Raw genomic sequence first — 20,262 nt, 5'->3', positions numbered from 1 at the left:
GGGCAGGGGACGATTACTCGGCGCCCATTTCCTTGATCAGGTTGTCGGCGTGGTCGACATGCTTCATTACCCACAGCATGTAGCGCACGTCCACCTGGATGTCGCGGGTGTTGGCGGCGTTGAAGTCCCAGTCCGAGATGATCGAATCGAGCGTGCCATCGAATGCCAGGCCGATGAACTCACCCTTCGAGTTCAGCGCTGCCGAACCGGAGTTGCCGCCGGTGATGTCCAGCGTGGCCAGGTAGTTGACAGGAACGGTGCCCAGCTTCGGATCGACATACTTGCCGAAGTCCTTGGCCTTGATCGCTGCCAGCTGCTTCACAGGTGCGTTGAACTCGCCTTCGCCGGTTGCCTTGGCAACGACGCCCTTGACGGTGGTGAACGCGGTCCAGGAACCGGTGCCGTCGGCGCCGTGGTCGCGGCCCTGGATCTTGCCGAAGGTCACGCGCAGCGTGCCGTTCGCGTCAGGGTACACGGCCTTGCCCTTGCTGTTCATGTAGGCGATCTTGGCCTTCATGTAGTTGGCGTAGGCTTGCTGGATCTTGCCGGCCAGCTCTTCGTCGGCCGCTTCACGCTTCATGCTGTCCTCGTACATCGCGACGGCAGCCTTGATGAAGCTGTCGTTCGATGCCTTGAAGTCGGCCGGCTTCTTGCCCAGCCATGCGGCGCGCTCGGCGCTGTTGGCCAGCTTGGAGCCTGCATACATGGTATCCAGCAGTGCCTTCAGTTCGGCTTCCTTCATGCCGTCCTTGATGCCCATCGCTGCGTCGAAGGCGGCGTTGCGCTCGGCGGCTGGCTGTGCTGCGTACTTGACCAGGCTGTTCAGGACCAGTGCCTTGTCGACCTTCTCGACGTAGGTGCGGTCCATGCCTTCGACCGACGCCTTGAGGCGGCCCATGTCGCGTTCCTGCATGCCGGCGCGGCGCTCCGCGTCAGGCTTGGTGCTTTCGTGCGCCAGGCGGTACAGGGTGCGGGCGGCGGTCAGGAAGCGTGGCGACGAGCTGTCCAGGTTCCAGTCGCGCTTGACTTGGGCGTCGCGCTGGGCGATCAGCTTCTCGACCGCTTCGATGTCGGCCGCGAATTCCTTCTTGCGCTTGGCATCGGCGTTGACCCATGCCTTCAGGTCCGCATGTTCCTGGGTCTTGCGGGCCAGGAAGTCGCTGTTCTCGTACGAGCTCAGCATGCCCTTGCGGTTCTTGAAGTAGTTGTTGACGTTCGCCTTCAGGCCGGCGTACTTGAGCGCTGCGCCGCGGTCGCCTGCGGTTTCGCGTTCGATGATCGCCAGCGTCTCAGCCGAGCGCTGCACGAATGCCGGGTAGTTCCACTCGAAGGTGTACGCCACTTCCGACGGCAGGCGGTGGCGGTTGGTGCGGCCTGGGTAGCCCATCACCATGATGAAGTCGCCTTCCTTCACGCCTTCCTTGGCGATCTTCAGGTGGTGCTTCGGCTGGTAAGGAACGTTGTCCTTGGAGTAGTCGGCTGCCTTGCCGTCTTTCGAGACGTAGGCGCGGTAGAAACCGTAGTCGCCGGTGTGGCGTGGCCACATCCAGTTGTCGGTGTCGCCGCCGAACTTGCCGATGCCTTCAGCCGGCGCGTGCACCAGGCGCACGTCACGGATTTCCAGCTGCTTCAGGCGGTAGAACTCGAGGCCGCCGTAGAACGAGGCCACGGTGCAGCGGTAGCCGGCTTCTTTTTCGCACTCGGCCACCAGCGCCTTCTGGTTCTTTTCGATCGCATCGATGCGCTTCTTGCCGGTCAGCTTGGCCACGGCAGGGGTGATGATGCGGTCGGAGACGTTCAGCACTTCTTCGGTCACGAACACGCGGCTGCCAGGTGCGGCAGGCAGTTCTTCGGCCAGGGTCTTGGCCAGGAAGCCGTTGGCCAGCAGGTCGCGTTCCTTGGTCGAGTTGACGGCGACGCTGTTGTAGACGCAGTGGTGGTTGGTTGCAACCAGGCCTTGCGGCGAGACGAACGATGCCGAGCAGCCGCCCAGGCTCACGATCGCGCCAGCCGGGAACTCGGTCAGCTTGGTCAGCTTGGCCGGATCCAGCTCGAGGCCGGCAGCCTTCAGTTGGTTGGCGATTTGCGGCAGCTGCTGCGGCATCCACATGCCTTCATCCGCGTAGGCGGCGGAGGCGGTCGACAGGATGGCGAGCGCGAGAAGTGATTTTTTCATGCTTGTCGGTCTCTTGAATATATATGTATGCATACATTGCGGCAGATGTGCTCTGCCGGGAGCGTCTGAGAGTATCCGCACCGCTGCCGTAATAGTCAATGAAAAATACCCAAAATGGGGACAGACCCAAAAATGGGGACAGACCCCATTTCGGTATGTGAAATGGGGTCTGTCCCCATTTTGGGGAGTTGTGATTGTGTTACAGCTGGGCGCCGAACATGGAGTAGAACTTGGATGTCATTTTTTCCAGCAGGGGCCGGTTTTCCCACTCGGCAAGCGTGATCTGGCGCGATTTCTTCCAGTCCGCTTCGAACACTTCGGCCTGGCGCGCGGCAAACTCGCGGCTGAACACGTTGAGGTTGGCTTCGTCGTTGATCTTGAAGGAGCGGTTGTCGAAGTTGGTGGAGCCGACCGACACCAGCAGGCCGTCCACGATCAGGCACTTCACATGGAACATGGTCGGCTTGTATTCGGCAATCTTGACGCCGGCCTTGAGCAGGTCGCCCCAGCGCTCGCGCGATGCCGCACGCACGATGGCCGTGTCGATGTGCTTGCCGGGGGTAATGATGCGGATGCGCACACCACGCTTGGCCGCTTCCGCCAGCGCGTCGATGGCCAGCTTGTCCGGGACGAAGTAGGAGCTCGACAGCATGATCTCGCGGCGCGACGCGGTGATCGCCATCAGGTACATGAGGTGCATGCTTTCGCTGCCGCCTGTGGGCGAGCTGCTGAACATCTGCGCGGGCATGTTGCCGGCGGGCTCCAGCGCGGGGAAATATTCCTCGCCATCCAGCACGGAACCGGTCGACTTGCTCCAGTTGTCGTTGAACACGGCCTGCATCTGTCCGACCACCGGCCCGCGCACGCGGAAGTGGGTGTCGCGCCAGTGGTTCTTGTCCTGCGCGTCGCCGCGCCACTGGTCCGCCACGCCCACGCCGCCGGTGAAGCCGAGCTTGCCGTCGATCACGAGCACCTTGCGGTGGGTGCGGTTGTTCAGGCGCGTGAACTTCCACCACGCCGGCTTGTGGTAGCGCTCCACTTCCACGCCGGCCTCGCGCATCTCCTCGATCGATGCGGCGTCGAGCTTGACGCTGCCCATGAAATCGAGCAGCACGTGTACCTTGACGCCGTTGCGGGCGCGTTCCGACAGCGCGTCGGCAAATTCCTTGCCGATCGATTCGGACCAGTAGATGAAGGTTTCGAAGGTGACCGTCTTCTGCGCCGAGCGGATCGCTTCGAGCATGGCGGGGAAGATGCGGTCGCCGTTGATCAGCTCTTCGACGTGGTTGCCTTCCAGGATGGGCGGTCCGAGCAGCACGCCCAGGGAACGGCGGAATTGCTCGTCGTCGGTGCCATAGCTGCGCGACAGTTTTTCCTCGAGGCGCCGCTCGCCGGGCATCAGGTTGAACGTCAGGAATACGGCCAGCAGCGTCAGCAGTACGGATACGAGCGCGATCATTATGGGCGATCTCATGGATAAATTCCGGGGCGAAAAAAAACCAACGCTTTCCGATCAAGCGTTGGTTTCGGTGGGCAAACTACATTTTTTAACGAACGCGGCCACGACGCAGCAGGTTCACGATGGCCAGCAGGATGACTGCGCCAAGGAAGGAAACCAGCAGCGAGGTGACGCTGAAGTCGTCCTGGTTGATGGTGCCGGTGCCAAATAGCGGCGACAGCAGCCAGCCACCCAGGAACGCGCCAACGATACCGACGACAACGTTGAGAATCATGCCCTGTTCGGCATCCGTTTTCATGACCAGGCTGGCAAGCCAACCCATAATACCGCCAATGACGATCCAGATAATGAATAACATGTCGATCCCTCCTAAAGTAATTAACACGCATTGACCAATGCGAAAGCGCTGGCCGTGAATGCAGATTAGTCATCGTCGAGTTCGGGGTCGGTGCGGCAACGAACGTAGCGCAACGCTTGCAGAATCGGTGGCGCGTAGGTGCGGCACCGTACAGATGCCGGGTATCGAAGAGCTTAACGTAGTTCGACCGGCAAGCAAGTGAGCCTGCCCACCACACAATTCCCAGAAAGGAAATGAGACATGGCAACTTATGACGACACGACCAAGAGCAACCGCATGGTGACCGGCCTGTTCCGCGACCGCGACAGCGCCGAGCGTGCATATAACACGCTGCACGAGCGCGGTTACAGCAAGGATGACGTGAACCTGGTGATGTCGGACGACACGCGCAAGCGCCACTTCGGCGATCAGGAGACCGAACTGGGCACCAAGGCCGCTGAAGGCGCGGGCGTGGGTGCGGGCATCGGCGGCGCGATCGGCGCCGTGCTGGCAGGCATCGCAGCCGTGGGCACCACGCTGGTGCTGCCAGGCATGGGTATCGTGATCGCCGGTCCTGTGGCCGCTGCGCTGGCAGGTGCGGGCGCGGGTGGCGTGACTGGCGGCCTGATCGGCGCGCTGATCGGCGCCGGCATCCCGGAAGAGCGCGTCAAGCACTATGAAGAAGGCATCAAGAGCGGCGGCATCGTGATGGGCGTGAGCCCGCGTTCGGACGAAGACGCAGCCCACATCGAACAGAGCTGGAAGGACAACAAGGGCGAGCACGTGATCGGCACCGGCCTGGGCGCTGGCGCTGGCGCGCTGGCCGGCGCGGGCATCGGCGCTGCAGCCGGTCCTATCGGGATGGCGGCTGGTGCGGCCATCGGCGGCATCTCGGGCGGCCTGGCAGGCAAAGGCGCGGCCGAAGTCGTCAATCCGAAGCGCGGCGACGAGCTGCATGACCACAACCTGGCCAAGGGTGTCGGCGCCGGTTCCGGCGCGGCAGTGGGCGCGGCTGCAGGCGCGGTTGGCGGCCCGGTCGGCATGGCCGCTGGCGCTGCGATCGGCGCAGTGGCAGGCGGCATGGCTGGCAAGGGCATCGGCCACATGGTCAACCCGGAGCAGGAGCGCGAGTACTGGAGCCAGAACTACCAGACCTCGTCCTACTACACCCCGGGCTACACCTATGACGACTACGGTCCTGCCTACGAACTGGGCTACAACGGCCGCGGCCGCTATCCTGGCTCGTTCGACAGCGCTGAAAACGACCTGTCGGATGACTGGGAACGCGTAAAAGGCAAATCGCGCCTGAACTGGGAGCAGGCCAAGTCTGCAACCCGTGCGGCGTGGGATCGCGTCGAGCGCGCGATGCCGGGCGACGCGGACCGCGACGGCCGTTAATCAGCCGGGGACGGTCCCTGCGGGACTGTCCCATGGCTTGAATCAGGAGGGCGCTGCCTCGCAAGGGCAGCGCCCTTTTTTGTTTTTCTTCGGGCCGGTGGCTTCCAGCCTTCGCTGGGATGGCGGCAGCCCGGGGATGACGGATGGCTGGCGGCCGTGTTAACGTACGACCTCGACATACAAACACACGGGCAATCGATGAAACCATACGCCGCCGCGCTGCCGGACGCACGCATCGATGGCAGCATGAACGGCAAGGACACTTCGATGGATTTTCCGATGCAGCGCACCGCCTGCGCCAACTGAATACATGAAGCTGAACAGACTATTTTTACCGTTGGCCGCGCTGGCCGCCTTTGCGTACGCCAATTCGGACGACCTCGTGGCCAGGCACCCGCCGCCGATGCAGGGCGAACTGGCCGGCGGCATCCCGCGCAACTGCGCCGGACCCGCCTACCCGGCGGAGGCCCGGCGCTATGAGCTGGAAGGGAAAACCGTCATCGAGCTGCTCATCGGAGAGGATGGGCGCGTACACGACAAGCGCGTGCTCGCGTCGAGCGGCTGGGCCTTGCTGGATGACGCCACCCTTGGGGCGATGTCGGCCTGCCGCTTCACGCCCATGACGCGCGACGGCAAGCTGGCCGGCGCGACGTGGAAGAAGATGGCGTTTTCATGGGCGCTGGAGGATGGCGGGAATACGCCGGGCACGCGACCCGAGATCGTGCCGGAGTCCTGCGCGGCGGCAGGGCGGCTGGTACTGACGGAGGGGCCTGCCGGTGGGCAGGGCGTGCTCCTGCGCTTCCTGATCACGCCGGCGGGCACGGCGTTCGGCATCAAGGCCGAGCGCGGATCGCATGACGATGCGGCCCGCGCCGAAGCCGTGCGTGCCGTGGAAAGCTGCAAGTTCACGCCAAGCCTGTACCGCGGCCTGCCTGGCCCGGGCCACGCCTTCGCCAGGTATCAGCCCGCCTGATACGGCCGGGGCCCGCCCCCCCCGGTGTCGCTTACTGCTGCTTGATGGCTTCCACTTCGATCTGCAGCTTCACCAGCGGATCGAAGGCGGCGCCGCCGTAGCCGATGCCGAAATCGGTCCGCTTGAACTCCGCCGACGCATCCGCGCCGCACACTTCACGCTTGAGCTGCGTGTTCTGCACGCACTTGAACTTGTTGATCTTCAGTTGCACCGGCAGCGTCACGCCATGCAGCGTCAGCTCGCCATTCACCGTCGCCGGCACGTCGCCGTTGAAGGTCATCGAGGTGCCCTTGTACACGGCGGTCGGGAATTTTTCGACGTCGAACATGTCGGCCGACTTGATGTGGTTGTTCAGGCGGTCATGGCCAAAATCCACCGACGCCGCGTCGATGGTCACGTTGATGGTGCCGGTCTTGGCGACGCGGTCCAGGGTGATCGTGCCTTCAGTCTTGTTGAACTTGCCGCGCAGGATGGACAGGCCCTTGTGGTCCACTTCCATGCTCGGGTAGGTGTGGTTCGGGTCGATCTGGTAGACGTCAGCGGCAAATGCGCTGCTGCCAAGGACTGCGGTGAGGGCTGCTGCGAAGATCTTTGCTTTCATGTTCATCCTTACGGTGGGGTGGGATTACTGTGCTGCCGTGATGCGGAACTTGATGATCACTTCGTCGGCGACCATGCTGGTATCGAGCCAGTCGCCTTCGCCGACGAGGAACGCGGTGCGGCGAATCGGCAGCTGTCCCTCGAACAGGAACCTGGTGCCGGTCTGCCTGACCGTCAGCGGGAAGCGCACGTTCGCGGTGCGGCCCTTGATGGTGAGCTTGCCGTCGACGGTGAGCTTGCCGGGCGACGTGGCGCGGATGGCCGTGGACACGAAGGACGCGCGCGGATACTGCGCCGTGTGGAACCACTCCTTCTTGCCCACCTCCTTGTTCATCTCCTCGTCGCCGACATCGAGCGTGGTGGTGTCGATCTGGACGTCCGCGCGGGCGGCCTGGGGCTTGGCCGGATCGTAGTCGACCCTGGCCGTGAAGCGCTTGAACACGCCTTCGACCGGCACGTTCATCTGGCGGAAGACCGCGGTGACGCTGCTGTTGGCGGCATCGGTCTTGAGCGGGCCGGCCATCGCAAGCGCGGGGATGGCGAGCAGCAGGGGGAGGAGGAGACGTTTCATGATGGGCTTTCCGAATCAGGTGCGGACCGGCAGCATACGCCGGAGGACGCTGTCATGATCGATGAACTGGTGCTTCAGCGCGGCCAGCACATGCAGTGCAACGGTGGCGGCCAGCAGCATGTTGAGGCCGAAGTGCGTGGTCTCGAGCAGTTCCTTGAGTTGCGGGTCGCGGCCGATCAGCACGGGCAGCTCGATCACGCCGAAATACACCACCGGCACGCCGGCGGCCAGCGAATAGAAATAACCGGACAGCGGCACCGCGAACAGCAGCACGTAGAGCAGGGAATGCGAAGCATGCGCGGCCATCTTCTCCCAGGCGGGCATGGTGTCGGGCAGAGCCGGCGCCCGATGCCTGAGGCGCCACAGCAGGCGCAGCGTGGCCAGCAGCAGGATGGTGACGCCCGCCCACTTATGCCAGGAGAAGTAGCGCAGCTTGGCCGGGGTGAGGCCGGGGATGTCGGTCATGAAGACGCCGAGCGCGAAGTTGGCGATCACCAGCAGGGCGATCAGCCAGTGCAGGGCAATGGCGGTGGCGGTGTAGCGCTGCATCACGCGGGTCTCCGGACTCTATAGTTCTTGTTAGAACAAAATAGTAGCAAAAAACACCGGCCTGCGTTGAGGCGTACAAAAAAGGGACCGTCCATGACGGACGGTCCCCTGTATTGCTGCTACCGCGAATGCGAACGGAATGCGGGGTCAGCGCTGCCGCCCTGGCATGCGGCGGCAGTCCCCGTTCCCTGTCAGATCGCGCGGGCGAGCTGCTCGGCGATGCCGGTGTAGTTCATCGGCGTCATCGCCAGCAGCTGGTCCTTGGCCTGCTGCGGGATCGCCAGGCCGGTGATGAACTCGCGCAGCGCATCTTTCGAGATGCCCTTGCCGCGCGTGAGTTCCTTGAGCTGCTCGTACGGGTTCTCGATGCCGTAGCGGCGCATCACGGTCTGCACCGGCTCGGCCAGCACTTCCCAGTTCGCGTCCAGGTCCTGCTCCAGGCGGGCGGCGTTCACTTCCAGCTTGTTCAGGCCGCGCAGGCAGCTGTCGTAGGCCAGCAGCGCGTAGCCGAAGCCCACGCCGATATTGCGCAACACGGTCGAATCGGTCAGGTCGCGCTGCATGCGCGAGACCGGCAGCTTGTCGGCCATGTGGCGCAGCGTCGCGTTGGCCAGTCCCAGGTTGCCTTCGGAGTTCTCGAAGTCGATCGGGTTGACCTTGTGCGGCATGGTCGAGGAACCGATTTCGCCCGCCTTGGTGATCTGCTTGAAGTAGCCCAGCGAGATGTAGGTCCAGATGTCGCGGTTCAGGTCCAGCAGGATCGTGTTGGCGCGGGCGATCGCGTCGAACAGCTCGGCCATGTAGTCGTGCGGCTCGATCTGGATGGTGTACGGATTGAAGGTCAGGCCAAGGCGCTGCTCGATCACGTCCTTCGAGAACGCGGCCCAGTCGAATTCCGGGTAGGCCGACAGGTGCGCGTTGTAGTTGCCCACCGCGCCGTTCATCTTGCCCAGGATTTCGACCGCGGCGATGCGCTTGACCGCGCGCTGCAGGCGGGCCACCACGTTGGCCATCTCCTTGCCCAGCGTGGTCGGGCTGGCGGTCTGGCCGTGCGTGCGCGACAGCATCGGCAGCGCCGCGTTGTCGTGCGCGAGGCGGGTCAGCTTGTCGATGATGGCTTGCAGGGCCGGCAGCATCACGCCGTCGCGCGCGGCCTTGAGCATCATGCCGTGCGAGGTGTTGTTGATGTCCTCGGAAGTGCAGGCGAAGTGGATGAACTCGGTCGCCGCGACCAGCTCCGGCACATCCTTGACCTGTTCCTTGAGCCAGTATTCGACCGCCTTCACGTCGTGGTTGGTGACGCGCTCGATGTCCTTGATGCGCGCGGCGGCGTCTTCGTTGAAGTCGGCGGCGATGCGCTCCAGGTGCGCGTTGGCTTCTGCGGAGAAGGGCTTGATCTCGTCGAAGCCGGCTTGCGACAGGGCCTGCAGCCAGGCGATTTCCACCTTCACGCGGTGGTGCATGAAGCCTGCTTCGGACAGGATCGGGCGCAGCTTGTCGGTCTTGGCGGCGTAGCGGCCGTCCAGTGGGGACAGGGCCGACAGCGTGGAGTAGGGAGTCGTGGTCATGGCGTTGGATGGGAGGCGCAAAGAATGCGATTTTACCACCGAAGGAGCCGTCCTTCCGATGTATGCGGGCTGCCACAACGGCCGCGGCGCTGGGGACGCGGCAGGCCCCGGTGCTATACTTGGGATCAATCCGCTACTGCATTTTTTATGAAACTCATCGGTTCCAACACCAGTCCCTATGTCCGCAAAGCCCGCGTGGTGCTGGCGGAAAAAAAGCTCGATTACCAGTACGAGCTGGAAAACGTCTGGGACGCAGGGACCCGCATCCACGAGGCCAACCCGCTGGGCAAGGTGCCCTGCCTGATCCTCGACGACGGCACCGCGCTGTACGACTCGCGCGTGATCGTCGAATTCCTCGACACCATGTCACCGGTCGGCAAGCTGCTGCCGCCGAACGGGCGCGACCGTGCGGACGTGAAGTGCTGGGAAGCGCTGGCGGACGGCGTGCTCGACGCGGCCGTGCTGGTGCGCCTGGAGCGCACGCTGCGCCCGCGCGAGCAGCAAAGCGATGCGTGGATCGAGCGCCAGATGCACAAGGTGCAGGCGGGGCTGTCGGTGATCTCGGCCAACCTGGGCGAATCGCCGTACTGCGCCGGCAACCATTACACGCTGGCCGACGTGGCGGTGGGATGCATGCTGGGGTGGCTGTCGTTCCGCTTCCCCGAAATCGGCTGGCGCGACGATTTCGCCAACCTCGCGCGGTTGTACGACAAGCTGGCCGAGCGCCCGTCGTTCCGCGATACCGTCCCCCACCTGTAAAGGGGACGGCCCCCGCCGATCACATCTGCGATTGCAGGTAGTTCTGCAGGCCGATCTTGTTGATCAGGTCCAGCTGGGTCTCCAGCCATTCGATGTGTTCCTCGGTATCGTCGAGGATCTCCACCAGCAGTTCGCGCGACACGTAGTCGCCGACCTGCTCGGCCGCCGCGATGCCTTCCTTGATCGTGACCTGCGCCGCCTGCTCCAGCTTGAGGTCGCAATCCAGCATTTCCGGCGCGTTTTCGCCGATCAGCAGCTTGTGCAGCGCCTGCAGGTTCGGCAGGCCGTCCAGCATCAGGATGCGCTCGATCAGCTTGTCGGCGTGCTTCATCTCGCCGATCGACTCGTCGTACTCCTTCTTGCCGAGTTTTTCGAAGCCCCAGTGGCGGTACATGCGCGCATGCAGGTAGTACTGGTTGATCGCGGTGAGCTCGTTGGTCAGCTGCGCGTTGAGCAGCCGGATGATGTTCTTGTCGCCCTTCATGAGATGCCTTCCCGGGTGTTTGTTGTCGTGTCGGCCATCATAACAAATATGAAGGCAGCGGGAGGGGAGGGGGGGTATGTGCCGGACGGGCGGGCCGCCCGAAAAAGAGGGGGGGTATGTGCCCCGGGCCGGGCCGGGGGCAGATACTGGGGGAGTATGCGCGGCCGGCTTACGCGCCGGCAGGCTCGCGGCGGAACGACAGTTCGGTCGCCGCGACGGTGGTGCTTTCGATGTGGTCGTGCAGGACCTGCCGCGCGCAGCTGACGCACTTGCCGCAGCAGGTGCCGACGCCGAGGTCGCGGCGCAGGTCGCCCATCGAGGTCAGGCCGAGGTCGGCCGCCTGGCGGATTTCACGGTCGGAGATGTTGTTGCAAACGCAGACGATCATGGCTATTGGTATCCGGTCAATCTCAGGTGAGGGCACTTGCCGTTTCACTAATGAGAATCATTATCATTCACGTTCATTGTGCGGTAAACGCGTTTCCGATGCAAGCGATTTGTTGCGTTGCGACCTCGATAAATAGAAATTATTCGCATTTAGACGTATCATGTCAGGGTACGCGGCCCCTGCGCCGCAGCGCCCACTCTCAAGGCCACCCGATGACTCTCGCTCCGACCCTGACCACGCTCGACAACCTCACGGTTGGCCAGAGCGCGACCGTAATCCACCTGGCGCCCAGCGCCGACCTGGCCTGGAGCGGCATCGACGTCTCGCGCCGCCTGATGGAGCTGGGCTTCGTGCCGGGCGAGCGCATCCGCGTGCTCAAGCGCGGCTTCCCCGGCGGCGAGCCGGTCGCGGTCCGGGTGGGCCAGTCCACCTTCGCGCTGCGCCGCTTCGAGGCGGCGCTGATTTCGGTCACCGCGGAGTAATGATGGGCGCGATGGAACAACAGGCGGCCGTCCAGCCGCTGGTAGCACTGCTTGGCAATCCCAACTGCGGCAAGACCGCGCTGTTCAACCGCCTCACCGGCGCGCGCCAGAAGGTCGCCAACTACGCCGGCGTCACGATCGAGCGCAAGGAAGGCGGCTTCACCTCCCCCGGCGGGCGCCACTACCGCGTGCTCGACCTGCCGGGCGCCTACAGCCTGTCCGCGCAGACCCCCGACGAAGCGATCACGCGCGACGTGGTGGCCGGCCTGCGCGCCGGCGAACGCGCGCCCGAAGCGCTGGTCATGGTTGCCAACGCGACCAACCTGCGCCTGAACCTGCGCCTGGTGCTGGAAGTGCAGCGCCTCGGCCTGCCGATGGTGCTGGCGTTGAACATGACCGACGTCGCCCGCAAGCGCGGCATCCGCATCGACACCGCCCGCCTGTCGCAGGAGCTGGGCATGCCGGTGGTGGAGACGGTCGCGGTGCAGAGCGGCGGCGAGCAGGCGCTGGTGCGCGCGCTCGACGCGCTCGCATTCGGACCGGCCGTGGCGCCGCGCGCGCTGTCCGAGCTTGATGCGGTGCCGGTCGAAGAGACCCAGCGCGAGGTGCGCCGCATCCTCGATGCCGCCACCAGCCACGAGCACGACACCGGCAACCTGACCGAAAAGATCGACAACGTGGTGCTGCACCCGGTCGCCGGCCCGGTAATCTTCGCGGCGCTGATGTTCCTGGTGTTCCAGGCCGTGTTCAGCTGGGCCGCGGTGCCGATGGACATGATCACCGCCGGCGTGGACGCGGTTGGCCAGTGGGTCGGCGCCCAGATGGGCGAGGGCATCCTGCGCAGCCTGCTGGTGGAGGGCATCCTGAGCGGCGTCGGCAGCGTGCTGGTGTTCCTGCCGCAGATCCTGATCCTGTTCTTCTTCATCCTGGTACTGGAAGACTGCGGCTACCTGCCGCGCGCAGCCTTCCTGCTCGACCGCATGATGGGCGGCGTCGGCCTGTCGGGGCGCGCGTTCATTCCGCTGCTGTCCAGTTTCGCCTGCGCGATCCCGGGCGTGATGGCGGCGCGCACCATCCAGAACCCGCGCGACCGCCTGGTCACCATCATGATCGCGCCGCTGATGACCTGTTCGGCGCGCCTGCCGGTGTACGCGCTGGTGATCGCCGCCTTCATCCCCGACCGCGAAGTCGGCGCCGGCGTCAGCCTGCAGGGCCTGGTGCTGTTCTGCCTGTACGCGGCCGGCATCGTCAGCGCGATGGGCGTGGCATGGTTCTTCAAGCATTCGCTCGGCTCCAAGACCCGGCAGCCGCTGATGCTGGAGCTGCCGAGCTACCACTGGCCGCACATGCAGAACCTGGCGCTTGGCCTGTGGGAACGCGCGCGCATTTTCCTGCGCCGGGTCGGCACGCTGATCCTGACGCTGATGGTGCTGGTGTGGTTCCTGTCCAGCTTCCCCGGCGCCCCGGAAGGCGCCACCCAGCCGGACATCTATTACAGCATCGCCGGCATGCTGGGCCGCGCGCTGGCGGTGGTGTTCGAGCCGATCGGCTTCGGCTGGCAGATCTGCATCGCGCTGGTGCCGGGCATGGCCGCGCGCGAAGTGGCGGTGGGCGCGCTGGGCACCGTGTATGCGCTGTCCGCGCAGGGCGGGGGCGACATCGAAACCGCCCTGGTGCCGCTGATCGCGCAATCGTGGTCGATGGCCACCGCGCTGTCGCTGCTGGCGTGGTACGTGTTCGCGCCGCAGTGCCTGTCCACGCTGTCGGTGGTGCGCCGCGAAACCAACAGCATCCGCTACCCCCTGATCATGGCGGGCTACATGTTCGCGCTGGCCTACGTGGCGTCGTTCATCACCTACCGCACCGCGCTGGCGCTGGCCGGAGGCTAAATGCAGGAACTCGCCGTCGCACTGATCGTCGCCGTCGCCGCCATCTATATCGGCATGAAATACATGCCGGCGGCGCTGCGGCGCAGGCTGTCGCTGCGGCTCGCGGCGCACCCGCGCGTGGCGCGCTGGTTCGGCCAGTCCGCCGGCTGCGGCAGCGGCTGCGATACCTGCGGCAGCTGCGACACCACCCCTGCGCCCGGTCCGGCCGGTCCGGCCGGGCGCGTCATCCGCATCCACCCGCGCGACTGAGCGGGTCCGCTTTACTCCCATCCTGCGCGGTTTCGGTCGACACCGGCCTCCGCCTGTCTCACGCCTCGTGCCAGCGCCGCCTTTCCGTGCGACCATAGGCGTCTGATCAAAACAACCACGAGAGACATGCCATGAAATGGGTTCGCAGGATAGCGATCGCAGTCTTGCTGCTGGCCGGCGCGGTCATTGGCGCCTTGTGGGTGAGCGCCTTGCGCTCGGAACGCCCGGTTGGGTTCCAGACGGTGGTCGCCACCACCGGCGGCGGGCAGCGCTTCGCCATGGGCGTGTGGTATCCGACCACCGCCACCACCTGGCCCACCACGCTGCTCGGGATGGTCGTGATGGATGTCGCGGCGGACGGTCCGGTGTCCGGCAAGGGGCTGCCGCTGGTGGTGATCTCGCACGGCAACGGCGGCGGGCCGGGCGGCCACGCCGACATGGCGCTGGCGCTGGCTTCCGCAGGTTACGTCGTCGCCGCGCCGATGCACACCGGCGACAACTACGCCGACCAGTCCGGGCTCGCTTCGGCCACCTACCTCGGCAACCGTACCCGCGAGCTGGCAGCTGCCGTGGACTACATGCTCGGCCAGTGGGGCGGGCGCGCGCATATCGATCCGAAGCGCGTTGGCGCCTATGGCTTCTCGGCCGGCGGGCTGACGGTGCTGGCCGCGGCCGGCGCAAAGCCTGACCTGGCGTATGTGGCCACCCACTGCGCGAAGGCGCAGGAGTTCACCTGCGGCCTGCTGCGCCAGCTGAAGTCTCCGCTGGTGCAGGCGGATGCCAAAGTGGACGACACCTGGGGCAAGGATGGGCGCATCAGGGCGGCGGTGGTTGCGGCGCCCGCGCTCGGCTTTGCCATGCGGCCCGGCGCCCTGGACGGGGTCGACATCCCGGTGCAGGTGTGGGAAGCGGAACTGGACACCAATGTGCCCGATGCCATCGACGCGGTGCGCCGCGGACTGGGCGACAAGGCCGAGTACCACGAGGTGCGCGGCGCCGGGCACTTCTCGTTCCTGGTGCCCTGCGGGCTTGTCGGGCCGCCGGGGTTGTGCAGGGAGCAGGGCGAATTCGACCGCCGCGCCTTCCATGCGACGATGAACCGGAGCGTGGTGGACTTTTTCGACAAGCACCTGTAGGCGCGGGCCCTATCCCGGCTTCAGCGGCGGCGCGGGGCGCGGCGCGACGCTGTCACGCAGTCCCAGCCGCACCATCAGCCGGTGCGCGTCGTACGGCGCATGCACCTTGATGTCGTTGTCGAAGTAGCAGAACACATCGCGGCTGGCGCGCTTTGGCGGCGCCAGCGCGCTGACGGTGCGCGCATCGTCCGGCTGGCCGCCCAGCGACCAGGCCCGGATGCGATCTGCCCAGCGGTCCAGCGCCTCGTCCGTGTAGCCGCTCGCGTACAGCTCCTTCTCGCCGTGCAGGCGCAGGTACATGAAGTCCGCGGTCACGTCCTCGAAGTACGGCCATTTGCCGGCGGTGTCGGCCACCACCACCGCGACCTTGTACTTGCGCAGCATCTTCACGAAGCGTTCGTCGGCAAAGCTGTCGTGCCGCACTTCCACCGCATGGCGCATCTTGCGCTTGGCGTCGATCTCCAGCGCGGCGCGTCCTGCCATGCGCGGTTCGTGCTGGCGCGCCAGCTCCAGCGCGTGCGCGGTGTCGTGCGGCAGGATGCTGAGGAAGTGCTCCATCCGCTCCGGATCGAACGCGAAGTTGGGCGGGAACTGCCACAGCATCGGCCCCAGCTTCTCGCGCAGCTTGAACATGCCCGAGGCGAGCACGTTCGACAGCGCAGGATCGACGTCGCGCAGGCGCAGGATGTGGCTGATGTAGCGGTTGCCCTTGACCGAGAACACGAAGCCGGGCGGCGTCGCCTCGTACCAGGCCGCGTAGCTTTCCGGGCGTTGCAGCGAATAGAAGGAGCCGTTGATCTCGATGGTGGGCAGCTGGCGCGAGGCGTATTCCAGCTCGCGGTGCTGCGCCAGGCCGGGCGGATAGAACTCGCCGCGCCACGGCACGTAGCGCCAGCCGGAAATGCCGATGTAGATCTTGCCGCCCATGCCCCACAGCGTAAGCCCGGGCTTGGCGCTTATCTGTTCGGCATGCCACACACGCTTACTGGACTTCGATCTTGCCGAAGTAGCCGTACTGCAGGCTGCCGGCGATGCGCCGTGCAACCAGCATGAACTCGTCCGCCACGTCCGGCGCGAACAGCCGCGCCACGGTGGCCCCGAAAATGTCGAGCCAGCGGCGGAAATGTTCCGGCTCGACGCCCCGGATCTGCATGTGGGTGCCGAACACATTGCCCTGGAACTCCCGGGTGCCCAGCATGACGGTGCACCAGAAATCGGTCAGGCGCTCGAAGTGCGCGTCCCAGTGATCGCCAATGGCATTGTCGAAGACTGGCCCGAGCACGGGATCGGCGCGCACGTCGCCGTAGAATTCGTGGACGAGGCGGGACAGGGAAGAACGGTCGAGGGTCAGCGCAGACATGGTAAGCCGGGAATAAACATGCACTACGAATGCTACATTTATTCCCGGCGCCGCGCAACCGCCCCGGGCGGGCGGTATTACTGCACGACCGGCAGTTCGATCACGCTTTGAGCATCCGGGGTGCTGTAGACGCGGTGCACCGCCTTGCGGTAGTCCGCCGGCTGCGCGAGGAAGATATTGGGCACGAAGGTCTGCGGGTTGCGGTCATACAGCGGGAACCAGCTGGACTGCACCTGCACCATGATGCGGTGCCCCGGCAGGAACACGTGGTCCGCGTTCGGCAGCGCAAAGCGGTAGCGTTCGACCTTGTTGGCCGGGATCGCGGACGGCGTTTCGAGGCTGTTGCGATAGCGGCCGCGGAAGATGTCCATCGAGATTCCCAGCTGGTAGCCGCCCATCCGCGGCTCGTTCGGGACTTCGTCCGGGTACACGTCGATCACCTTGACCACCCAGTCGGCATCGGTGCCGGTGGTGGAGGCGAACAGGTTGACCATCGGCGCCCCGGCCAGGTGCACGGGCGACTTGAGCGGCTCGGATACCCAGGTGAGCACGTCCGGGCGATCGGCGACGAAGCGCTGGTCGCTCACCAGCCATGGGCGCCACACGTCCGGATCGGTGGCGCGCACCGGGCGCGGGACGAACGGCACCGGCTTGGACGGGTCGGACACGAATTCGTCGAACGCGCCCCGGGCCGGCTTGTCGAAGCCCAGCTTGCCGCCCGCCGCGAGGTACAGCGGCGTGGTGGCCTGGGCCAGCGGCCATTGCGCGTGCCGGCGCCAGCGGCCGGTGCCGGTTTCGTACGACAGCACCGGCGGCGTCTGCGCGCGCGGCGCGCCGTCCTTGAGATGCTGGTTCAGGAAGGGCAGCATGGTCTCGCGGCGGAATTCGGCCGCGGTGTCGCCGTCGAAGCGCAGCGGCCCGAGCGCGCGGCCCTCATAGTTGACCTGGCTGTGGCGCCACGGACCCACGACCAGGTGGTTCATGTCGTTCTGCCTGTCCTTCGGTTCGGTGGCCGCGTACACGGCGTAGGCGCCGTAGATGTCTTCCTGGTCCCAGCGGCCCACCACGTGCATGGTCGGCACCTTCAGCGGCCGGCTGCCCAGCACGCGGTCGAGCGCCTGCCCCTGCCAGTAGCTGTCGTAGGCCGGATGCTCGAACACCTTCTTCACGTAAGGCAGGCCCGCCACGCCAAGCTGCTGCGCCAGGCCGCCGACCGAGCCGGCGCGCAGGTAGCCCTCGTAGTCGTCATACACGCCGGTCGCCACTTCCGCCCCGCTGCCGCGCGCGGTGGTCTGGCTGGCAAAGTAGAACAGGTTCGGCATGCGGAAGGCGCCGTTGTGGAACCAGTCGTCCCCGCGCCAGCCGTCCACCATCGGGCTCATTGGCACCGCCGCCTTCAGGGCCGGGTGCGGATCGGCCAGCGCCATCAGCACGGTGAAGCCGTCGTACGAGGAGCCGACCATGCCGACCTTGCCGTTGGTCTCGGGGACGTTCTTCACCAGCCAGTCGATGGTGTCGTAGGCATCCGTAACATGATCCACCGCGGTGCCGTTCAGCGGACCGCGGATCGGGCGGGTCATCACGTAGTCGCCTTCGGAGCCGTGCTTGCCGCGTACGTCCTGGTAGACCCGGATGTAGCCGTTGGCGATGAACTGGTCGTCGCCTTCGGGCAGCGCGGTCGCCATGTCCGGGCTGAGCGCGCGCGCACTGCGCCGCGCCGCGTTGTAGGGCGTGCGGGTCAGCATGATCGGGGCTTTGGCGGCGCCTTTGGGCATGAGGATGATGGTGTGCAGCCTGACGCCGTCGCGCATCGGGATCATGGCCACGCGGCGCACGTAGTTGGCGTTGGCAGGGAGCGCGCTGTCGAACGATGCCGGAATGTCCGGCTGCATCGGCGGCGTGTCGGCGTGGGCGGAAAAACCGGATGCAAGCAGGGCACAAAGCAGGGAAAGTCGGGCGGTCGAACGGCGCGGCATGAGGTCTCCGAATGTGAAATGGCTGGCGCGCGATTCGCTGTCAGTACGATCGCGCCGCTGCATAGTACCGATCCCTGGCTCCTTTAGCAAAGCGGCATGGGCAGTTTTGCCACGCGTGACAAAGAACGCATTTTGTTAAATTTAAAACAGGTATGCTTGCGTTCCGAGCCTAAAGCCCCGCCATGGAAACCATCAGCCGTTACCTGCTTGCCGCCCTGATCGCGCTGTCCGCGCTGGCGGCGGCGTGCCTGACAGGCGTGCTGTTCTACCTGTGGCCTACCGGCGCCAACGACCATTCGCTGGTGCTGCACCCGCACACCTTCGCCCGCCTGGAAGGACTGCGCATGGAGCGCAAGTTCTATCCCGACCCGCAGACCATGTACCAGGGCGCGCCCAACGAGATGGTGCGCGCCGAGGCGCAGCGCGCGGTCGACGCGATCATCGCCTCGGTCGAGCTGTCGATTTCCGAGCAGCCGCGCCGCTCGGCCCTGCTGGCCGCCCTCAAGCGCGAACTGCCGCGCCTGGACCGCCTGGGCCCCCATGAAAAGGACGAGGCGCTGCACTACGTCGAACGGATGGTCGCCACCATCGGCGTGGCCGGCACCGACGAGCTGCTCAACGTGTGGCGCTACGGCGTGCCGTTCGAACACGTCATCCTGCGCTAGCCGGCCGCTTTCGCGCCGGCAGGCGGAATGCTAAGCTATCGGACTCGTCTCCCACCCATTCCACTCCCATGGCCAAGCTGTTAGCCATCGACGGCCTGAACATCGTCCGGCGCGTGTACGAAGCCGCCAGCGACGAACCGGATTCCCCCGCGAAGGCGGAGGCCGCGCTGCGCCATTCGCTGTCCTCGTTCCGCAACCTGCTGGGCGCGCACGCGCCCAGCCACGTGCTGGCCGCGTTCGACCATGGCGGCATGACCTGGCGCCACACCCTGTACCCGCGCTACCGCGAGCAGCGCGCGCCGATGCCCTCGCCGCTGCGCGAGGCGCTGCCGGGCTTCTACGACCGCCTGCGCGAACTTGGCGTGCACGTGTGCTGCGTGCCGGAAGTGGAGGCGGACGACGTGATCGGGACCTGCGTGATGCGCTGGCTGAACGAGGGCCGCGGCGACGCCATCGTCGCCACCACCGACAAGGACCTGCATGGGCTGATCGGGTACGGCGCGCTGGTGTGGGACCACTTCAAGGGCGAGTGGCACGACGACGCCTGGGTGCGCGCGCGCTTCGGCGTCGCGCCCGAGCTGCTGCCCGACCTGCTGGCGCTGATGGGCGACGTTACCGACGGCGTGCCGGGCGTGTCCAAGATCGGCATGAAGACCGCGGCGCGCCTGCTCAACGCCTATGGCAACCTGGACGCGGTGATCGCCGGCGCAGGCATCCTCAAGACCCCGGTGGGGGAGCGCCTGCGCGCCGAACGCGAGACGCTCGACGTGTCGCGCAAGCTGGTCGAACTCAAGCTGGACGTGCGCCTGGGCGTCACCTGGAAGGCCCTGGCCTACGGGCAGGTGGCGGCATGACGCTCAAGGCGGTCATCGTGGATCCGAACGCGGTTGCGCGCGGCCTGCTGGGCACGGTGCTGGCCGATGGCGGCTACGAGGTGGTGGGCGCCACGCATAATGCCTCGCAGGGGCTGGCTCTGGCGGTCAAGCACGCGCCGCATTTCATCTGCCTGGCCTCGGAACAGGCGGGCGATACGGGGGAGATGATCGAACAGGTGCGGATGGCCGCGCCCAAGACGCTGGTGTTCGTGGTGTCGGCCACGCTCGATGCGGCTACCGTGCAGGCAGCGCTGGCGCGCGGCGCGCACGGATTCATCGTCAAGCCGTTCAAGGCGGATGCGGTGCTCAAGGCGATCCGCAATACGGTCCTGTCCGTGGTCCGCAAACAGCAAACGTAGGGACGGGAC

The 20,262-nt window shown here is 65.7% G+C and carries 22 protein-coding genes; 10 read left to right on the top strand and 12 right to left on the bottom strand.

The window, feature by feature from the left end:
• Window positions 1–13 precede the first annotated feature (13 nt).
• The 3 genes from ACFSQR_RS11420 to ACFSQR_RS11410 form a co-directional block, all read right to left on the bottom strand.
• Window positions 14–2,176, bottom strand: coding sequence for a S46 family peptidase (locus ACFSQR_RS11420; RefSeq protein ID WP_377729903.1), 2,163 nt, complete (start codon window positions 2,174–2,176; stop codon window positions 14–16).
• Between the two features lie 199 nt (window positions 2,177–2,375).
• The gene (cls, locus tag ACFSQR_RS11415) at window positions 2,376–3,650 is read right to left on the bottom strand and encodes a cardiolipin synthase (protein ID WP_377729902.1); all 1,275 of its coding nucleotides are present in this window, start codon (window positions 3,648–3,650) and stop codon (window positions 2,376–2,378) included.
• Window positions 3,651–3,723: 73 nt separating this feature from the next.
• Window positions 3,724–3,993: a GlsB/YeaQ/YmgE family stress response membrane protein gene (locus ACFSQR_RS11410; RefSeq protein WP_377729901.1), complete on the bottom strand. Its 270-nt coding sequence runs from the start codon at window positions 3,991–3,993 to the stop codon at window positions 3,724–3,726.
• A 240-nt stretch (window positions 3,994–4,233) separates the two neighbouring features.
• Between ACFSQR_RS11410 and ACFSQR_RS11405 the strand changes: the two genes are divergently transcribed.
• Both ACFSQR_RS11405 and ACFSQR_RS11400 read left to right on the top strand, forming a co-directional pair.
• A complete protein-coding gene (locus ACFSQR_RS11405; protein WP_377729900.1) occupies window positions 4,234–5,370 on the top strand; it encodes a hypothetical protein in 1,137 nt (378 codons plus the stop codon).
• A 310-nt stretch (window positions 5,371–5,680) separates the two neighbouring features.
• Window positions 5,681–6,343 carry an energy transducer TonB gene (locus tag ACFSQR_RS11400; RefSeq protein ID WP_377729899.1) on the top strand — a complete coding sequence of 221 codons (663 nt, stop codon included), beginning with the start codon at window positions 5,681–5,683 and terminating at the stop codon, window positions 6,341–6,343.
• A 31-nt stretch (window positions 6,344–6,374) separates the two neighbouring features.
• Here ACFSQR_RS11400 and ACFSQR_RS11395 read toward each other — a convergent pair whose 3' ends face one another.
• The 4 genes from ACFSQR_RS11395 to purB all read right to left on the bottom strand — a co-directional run bounded on the left by ACFSQR_RS11395 (window position 6,375) and on the right by purB (window position 9,631).
• On the bottom strand, window positions 6,375–6,944 hold the full coding sequence (locus tag ACFSQR_RS11395) for a YceI family protein (protein ID WP_377729898.1): 570 nt from the start codon (window positions 6,942–6,944) through the stop codon (window positions 6,375–6,377).
• 24 nt (window positions 6,945–6,968) lie between these two features.
• Window positions 6,969–7,514, bottom strand: coding sequence for a YceI family protein (locus ACFSQR_RS11390; RefSeq protein WP_377729896.1), 546 nt, complete (start codon window positions 7,512–7,514; stop codon window positions 6,969–6,971).
• A gap of 15 nt (window positions 7,515–7,529) precedes the next feature.
• Window positions 7,530–8,063, bottom strand: coding sequence for a cytochrome b (locus ACFSQR_RS11385; RefSeq protein ID WP_377729894.1), 534 nt, complete (start codon window positions 8,061–8,063; stop codon window positions 7,530–7,532).
• Window positions 8,064–8,254: 191 nt separating this feature from the next.
• Window positions 8,255–9,631, bottom strand: coding sequence for an adenylosuccinate lyase (gene purB / locus ACFSQR_RS11380; RefSeq protein WP_377729893.1), 1,377 nt, complete (start codon window positions 9,629–9,631; stop codon window positions 8,255–8,257).
• 147 nt (window positions 9,632–9,778) lie between these two features.
• Here purB and ACFSQR_RS11375 point away from each other — a divergent pair, with 147 nt between their 5' ends.
• Window positions 9,779–10,390, top strand: a complete 612-nt coding sequence (locus ACFSQR_RS11375) for a glutathione S-transferase family protein (RefSeq protein ID WP_377729892.1) — start codon at window positions 9,779–9,781, stop codon at window positions 10,388–10,390.
• A gap of 19 nt (window positions 10,391–10,409) precedes the next feature.
• Here ACFSQR_RS11375 and bfr read toward each other — a convergent pair whose 3' ends face one another.
• Window positions 10,410–10,874, bottom strand: a complete 465-nt coding sequence (bfr, locus tag ACFSQR_RS11370) for a bacterioferritin (protein WP_377729891.1) — start codon at window positions 10,872–10,874, stop codon at window positions 10,410–10,412.
• 169 nt (window positions 10,875–11,043) lie between these two features.
• A complete protein-coding gene (locus ACFSQR_RS11365; RefSeq protein ID WP_377729890.1) occupies window positions 11,044–11,262 on the bottom strand; it encodes a bacterioferritin-associated ferredoxin in 219 nt (72 codons plus the stop codon).
• Window positions 11,263–11,474: 212 nt separating this feature from the next.
• Here ACFSQR_RS11365 and ACFSQR_RS11360 point away from each other — a divergent pair, with 212 nt between their 5' ends.
• From ACFSQR_RS11360 to ACFSQR_RS11345, 4 genes are all read left to right on the top strand, one after another.
• Window positions 11,475–11,744 (top strand): ferrous iron transport protein A, encoded by a 270-nt coding sequence (locus tag ACFSQR_RS11360; RefSeq protein WP_377729889.1) that lies wholly within the window; start codon window positions 11,475–11,477, stop codon window positions 11,742–11,744.
• Between the two features lie 2 nt (window positions 11,745–11,746).
• The gene (locus ACFSQR_RS11355; RefSeq protein ID WP_377729967.1) at window positions 11,747–13,633 is read left to right on the top strand and encodes a ferrous iron transporter B; all 1,887 of its coding nucleotides are present in this window, start codon (window positions 11,747–11,749) and stop codon (window positions 13,631–13,633) included.
• Window positions 13,634–13,882 carry a DUF6587 family protein gene (locus tag ACFSQR_RS11350; RefSeq protein ID WP_377729887.1) on the top strand — a complete coding sequence of 83 codons (249 nt, stop codon included), beginning with the start codon at window positions 13,634–13,636 and terminating at the stop codon, window positions 13,880–13,882.
• A 131-nt stretch (window positions 13,883–14,013) separates the two neighbouring features.
• Complete coding sequence (locus tag ACFSQR_RS11345; RefSeq protein ID WP_377729885.1) at window positions 14,014–15,018, top strand: alpha/beta hydrolase family protein; 1,005 nt, start codon at window positions 14,014–14,016, stop codon at window positions 15,016–15,018.
• A 9-nt stretch (window positions 15,019–15,027) separates the two neighbouring features.
• On the opposite strand, the gene ACFSQR_RS11340 is transcribed toward ACFSQR_RS11345, so the two are convergent.
• The 3 genes from ACFSQR_RS11340 to ACFSQR_RS11330 all read right to left on the bottom strand — a co-directional run bounded on the left by ACFSQR_RS11340 (window position 15,028) and on the right by ACFSQR_RS11330 (window position 18,354).
• On the bottom strand, window positions 15,028–15,945 hold the full coding sequence (locus ACFSQR_RS11340) for a DUF72 domain-containing protein (protein ID WP_377729884.1): 918 nt from the start codon (window positions 15,943–15,945) through the stop codon (window positions 15,028–15,030).
• 55 nt (window positions 15,946–16,000) lie between these two features.
• Window positions 16,001–16,378, bottom strand: a complete 378-nt coding sequence (locus ACFSQR_RS11335; RefSeq protein WP_377729883.1) for a group III truncated hemoglobin — start codon at window positions 16,376–16,378, stop codon at window positions 16,001–16,003.
• Window positions 16,379–16,455: 77 nt separating this feature from the next.
• On the bottom strand, window positions 16,456–18,354 hold the full coding sequence (locus ACFSQR_RS11330) for a CocE/NonD family hydrolase (protein WP_377729882.1): 1,899 nt from the start codon (window positions 18,352–18,354) through the stop codon (window positions 16,456–16,458).
• Window positions 18,355–18,536: 182 nt separating this feature from the next.
• On the opposite strand from ACFSQR_RS11330, the gene ACFSQR_RS11325 reads away from it, so the two are divergent.
• The 3 genes from ACFSQR_RS11325 (at window position 18,537) to ACFSQR_RS11315 (ending at window position 20,253) form a co-directional block, all read left to right on the top strand.
• A complete protein-coding gene (locus ACFSQR_RS11325; protein ID WP_377729881.1) occupies window positions 18,537–19,019 on the top strand; it encodes a DUF4844 domain-containing protein in 483 nt (160 codons plus the stop codon).
• Between the two features lie 68 nt (window positions 19,020–19,087).
• Window positions 19,088–19,873 (top strand): 5'-3' exonuclease H3TH domain-containing protein, encoded by a 786-nt coding sequence (locus ACFSQR_RS11320; RefSeq protein WP_377729880.1) that lies wholly within the window; start codon window positions 19,088–19,090, stop codon window positions 19,871–19,873.
• Complete coding sequence (locus ACFSQR_RS11315) at window positions 19,870–20,253, top strand: response regulator (RefSeq protein WP_377729879.1); 384 nt, start codon at window positions 19,870–19,872, stop codon at window positions 20,251–20,253. Before ACFSQR_RS11320 ends, ACFSQR_RS11315 begins: the two co-directional genes overlap by 4 nt.
• Window positions 20,254–20,262 lie beyond the last annotated feature (9 nt).

The sequence above is a fragment of the Pseudoduganella sp. GCM10020061 genome, assembly GCF_042683405.1.
In the GTDB taxonomy this organism is placed as follows: domain Bacteria; phylum Pseudomonadota; class Gammaproteobacteria; order Burkholderiales; family Burkholderiaceae_D; genus Telluria.
This window is presented reverse-complemented; position numbering and strand designations above follow the sequence as displayed.

Coding starts and splice junctions, on each gene's coding strand:
- ACFSQR_RS11365 (WP_377729890.1), bottom strand. CDS start 11,262: ATGATCGTCTGCGTTTGCAACAACATCTCCGACCGTGAAATCCGCCAG.
- ACFSQR_RS11395 (WP_377729898.1), bottom strand. CDS start 6,944: ATGAAAGCAAAGATCTTCGCAGCAGCCCTCACCGCAGTCCTTGGCAGC.
- ACFSQR_RS11350 (WP_377729887.1), top strand. CDS start 13,634: ATGCAGGAACTCGCCGTCGCACTGATCGTCGCCGTCGCCGCCATCTAT.
- ACFSQR_RS11400 (WP_377729899.1), top strand. CDS start 5,681: ATGAAGCTGAACAGACTATTTTTACCGTTGGCCGCGCTGGCCGCCTTT.
- ACFSQR_RS11355 (WP_377729967.1), top strand. CDS start 11,747: ATGGGCGCGATGGAACAACAGGCGGCCGTCCAGCCGCTGGTAGCACTG.
- ACFSQR_RS11385 (WP_377729894.1), bottom strand. CDS start 8,063: ATGCAGCGCTACACCGCCACCGCCATTGCCCTGCACTGGCTGATCGCC.
- ACFSQR_RS11325 (WP_377729881.1), top strand. CDS start 18,537: ATGGAAACCATCAGCCGTTACCTGCTTGCCGCCCTGATCGCGCTGTCC.
- ACFSQR_RS11360 (WP_377729889.1), top strand. CDS start 11,475: ATGACTCTCGCTCCGACCCTGACCACGCTCGACAACCTCACGGTTGGC.
- ACFSQR_RS11410 (WP_377729901.1), bottom strand. CDS start 3,993: ATGTTATTCATTATCTGGATCGTCATTGGCGGTATTATGGGTTGGCTT.
- ACFSQR_RS11330 (WP_377729882.1), bottom strand. CDS start 18,354: ATGCCGCGCCGTTCGACCGCCCGACTTTCCCTGCTTTGTGCCCTGCTT.
- ACFSQR_RS11405 (WP_377729900.1), top strand. CDS start 4,234: ATGGCAACTTATGACGACACGACCAAGAGCAACCGCATGGTGACCGGC.
- ACFSQR_RS11375 (WP_377729892.1), top strand. CDS start 9,779: ATGAAACTCATCGGTTCCAACACCAGTCCCTATGTCCGCAAAGCCCGC.
- ACFSQR_RS11335 (WP_377729883.1), bottom strand. CDS start 16,378: ATGTCTGCGCTGACCCTCGACCGTTCTTCCCTGTCCCGCCTCGTCCAC.
- ACFSQR_RS11345 (WP_377729885.1), top strand. CDS start 14,014: ATGAAATGGGTTCGCAGGATAGCGATCGCAGTCTTGCTGCTGGCCGGC.
- bfr (WP_377729891.1), bottom strand. CDS start 10,874: ATGAAGGGCGACAAGAACATCATCCGGCTGCTCAACGCGCAGCTGACC.
- ACFSQR_RS11390 (WP_377729896.1), bottom strand. CDS start 7,514: ATGAAACGTCTCCTCCTCCCCCTGCTGCTCGCCATCCCCGCGCTTGCG.
- ACFSQR_RS11320 (WP_377729880.1), top strand. CDS start 19,088: ATGGCCAAGCTGTTAGCCATCGACGGCCTGAACATCGTCCGGCGCGTG.
- ACFSQR_RS11420 (WP_377729903.1), bottom strand. CDS start 2,176: ATGAAAAAATCACTTCTCGCGCTCGCCATCCTGTCGACCGCCTCCGCC.
- purB (WP_377729893.1), bottom strand. CDS start 9,631: ATGACCACGACTCCCTACTCCACGCTGTCGGCCCTGTCCCCACTGGAC.
- ACFSQR_RS11340 (WP_377729884.1), bottom strand. CDS start 15,945: ATGGGCGGCAAGATCTACATCGGCATTTCCGGCTGGCGCTACGTGCCG.
- ACFSQR_RS11315 (WP_377729879.1), top strand. CDS start 19,870: ATGACGCTCAAGGCGGTCATCGTGGATCCGAACGCGGTTGCGCGCGGC.
- cls (WP_377729902.1), bottom strand. CDS start 3,650: ATGAGATCGCCCATAATGATCGCGCTCGTATCCGTACTGCTGACGCTG.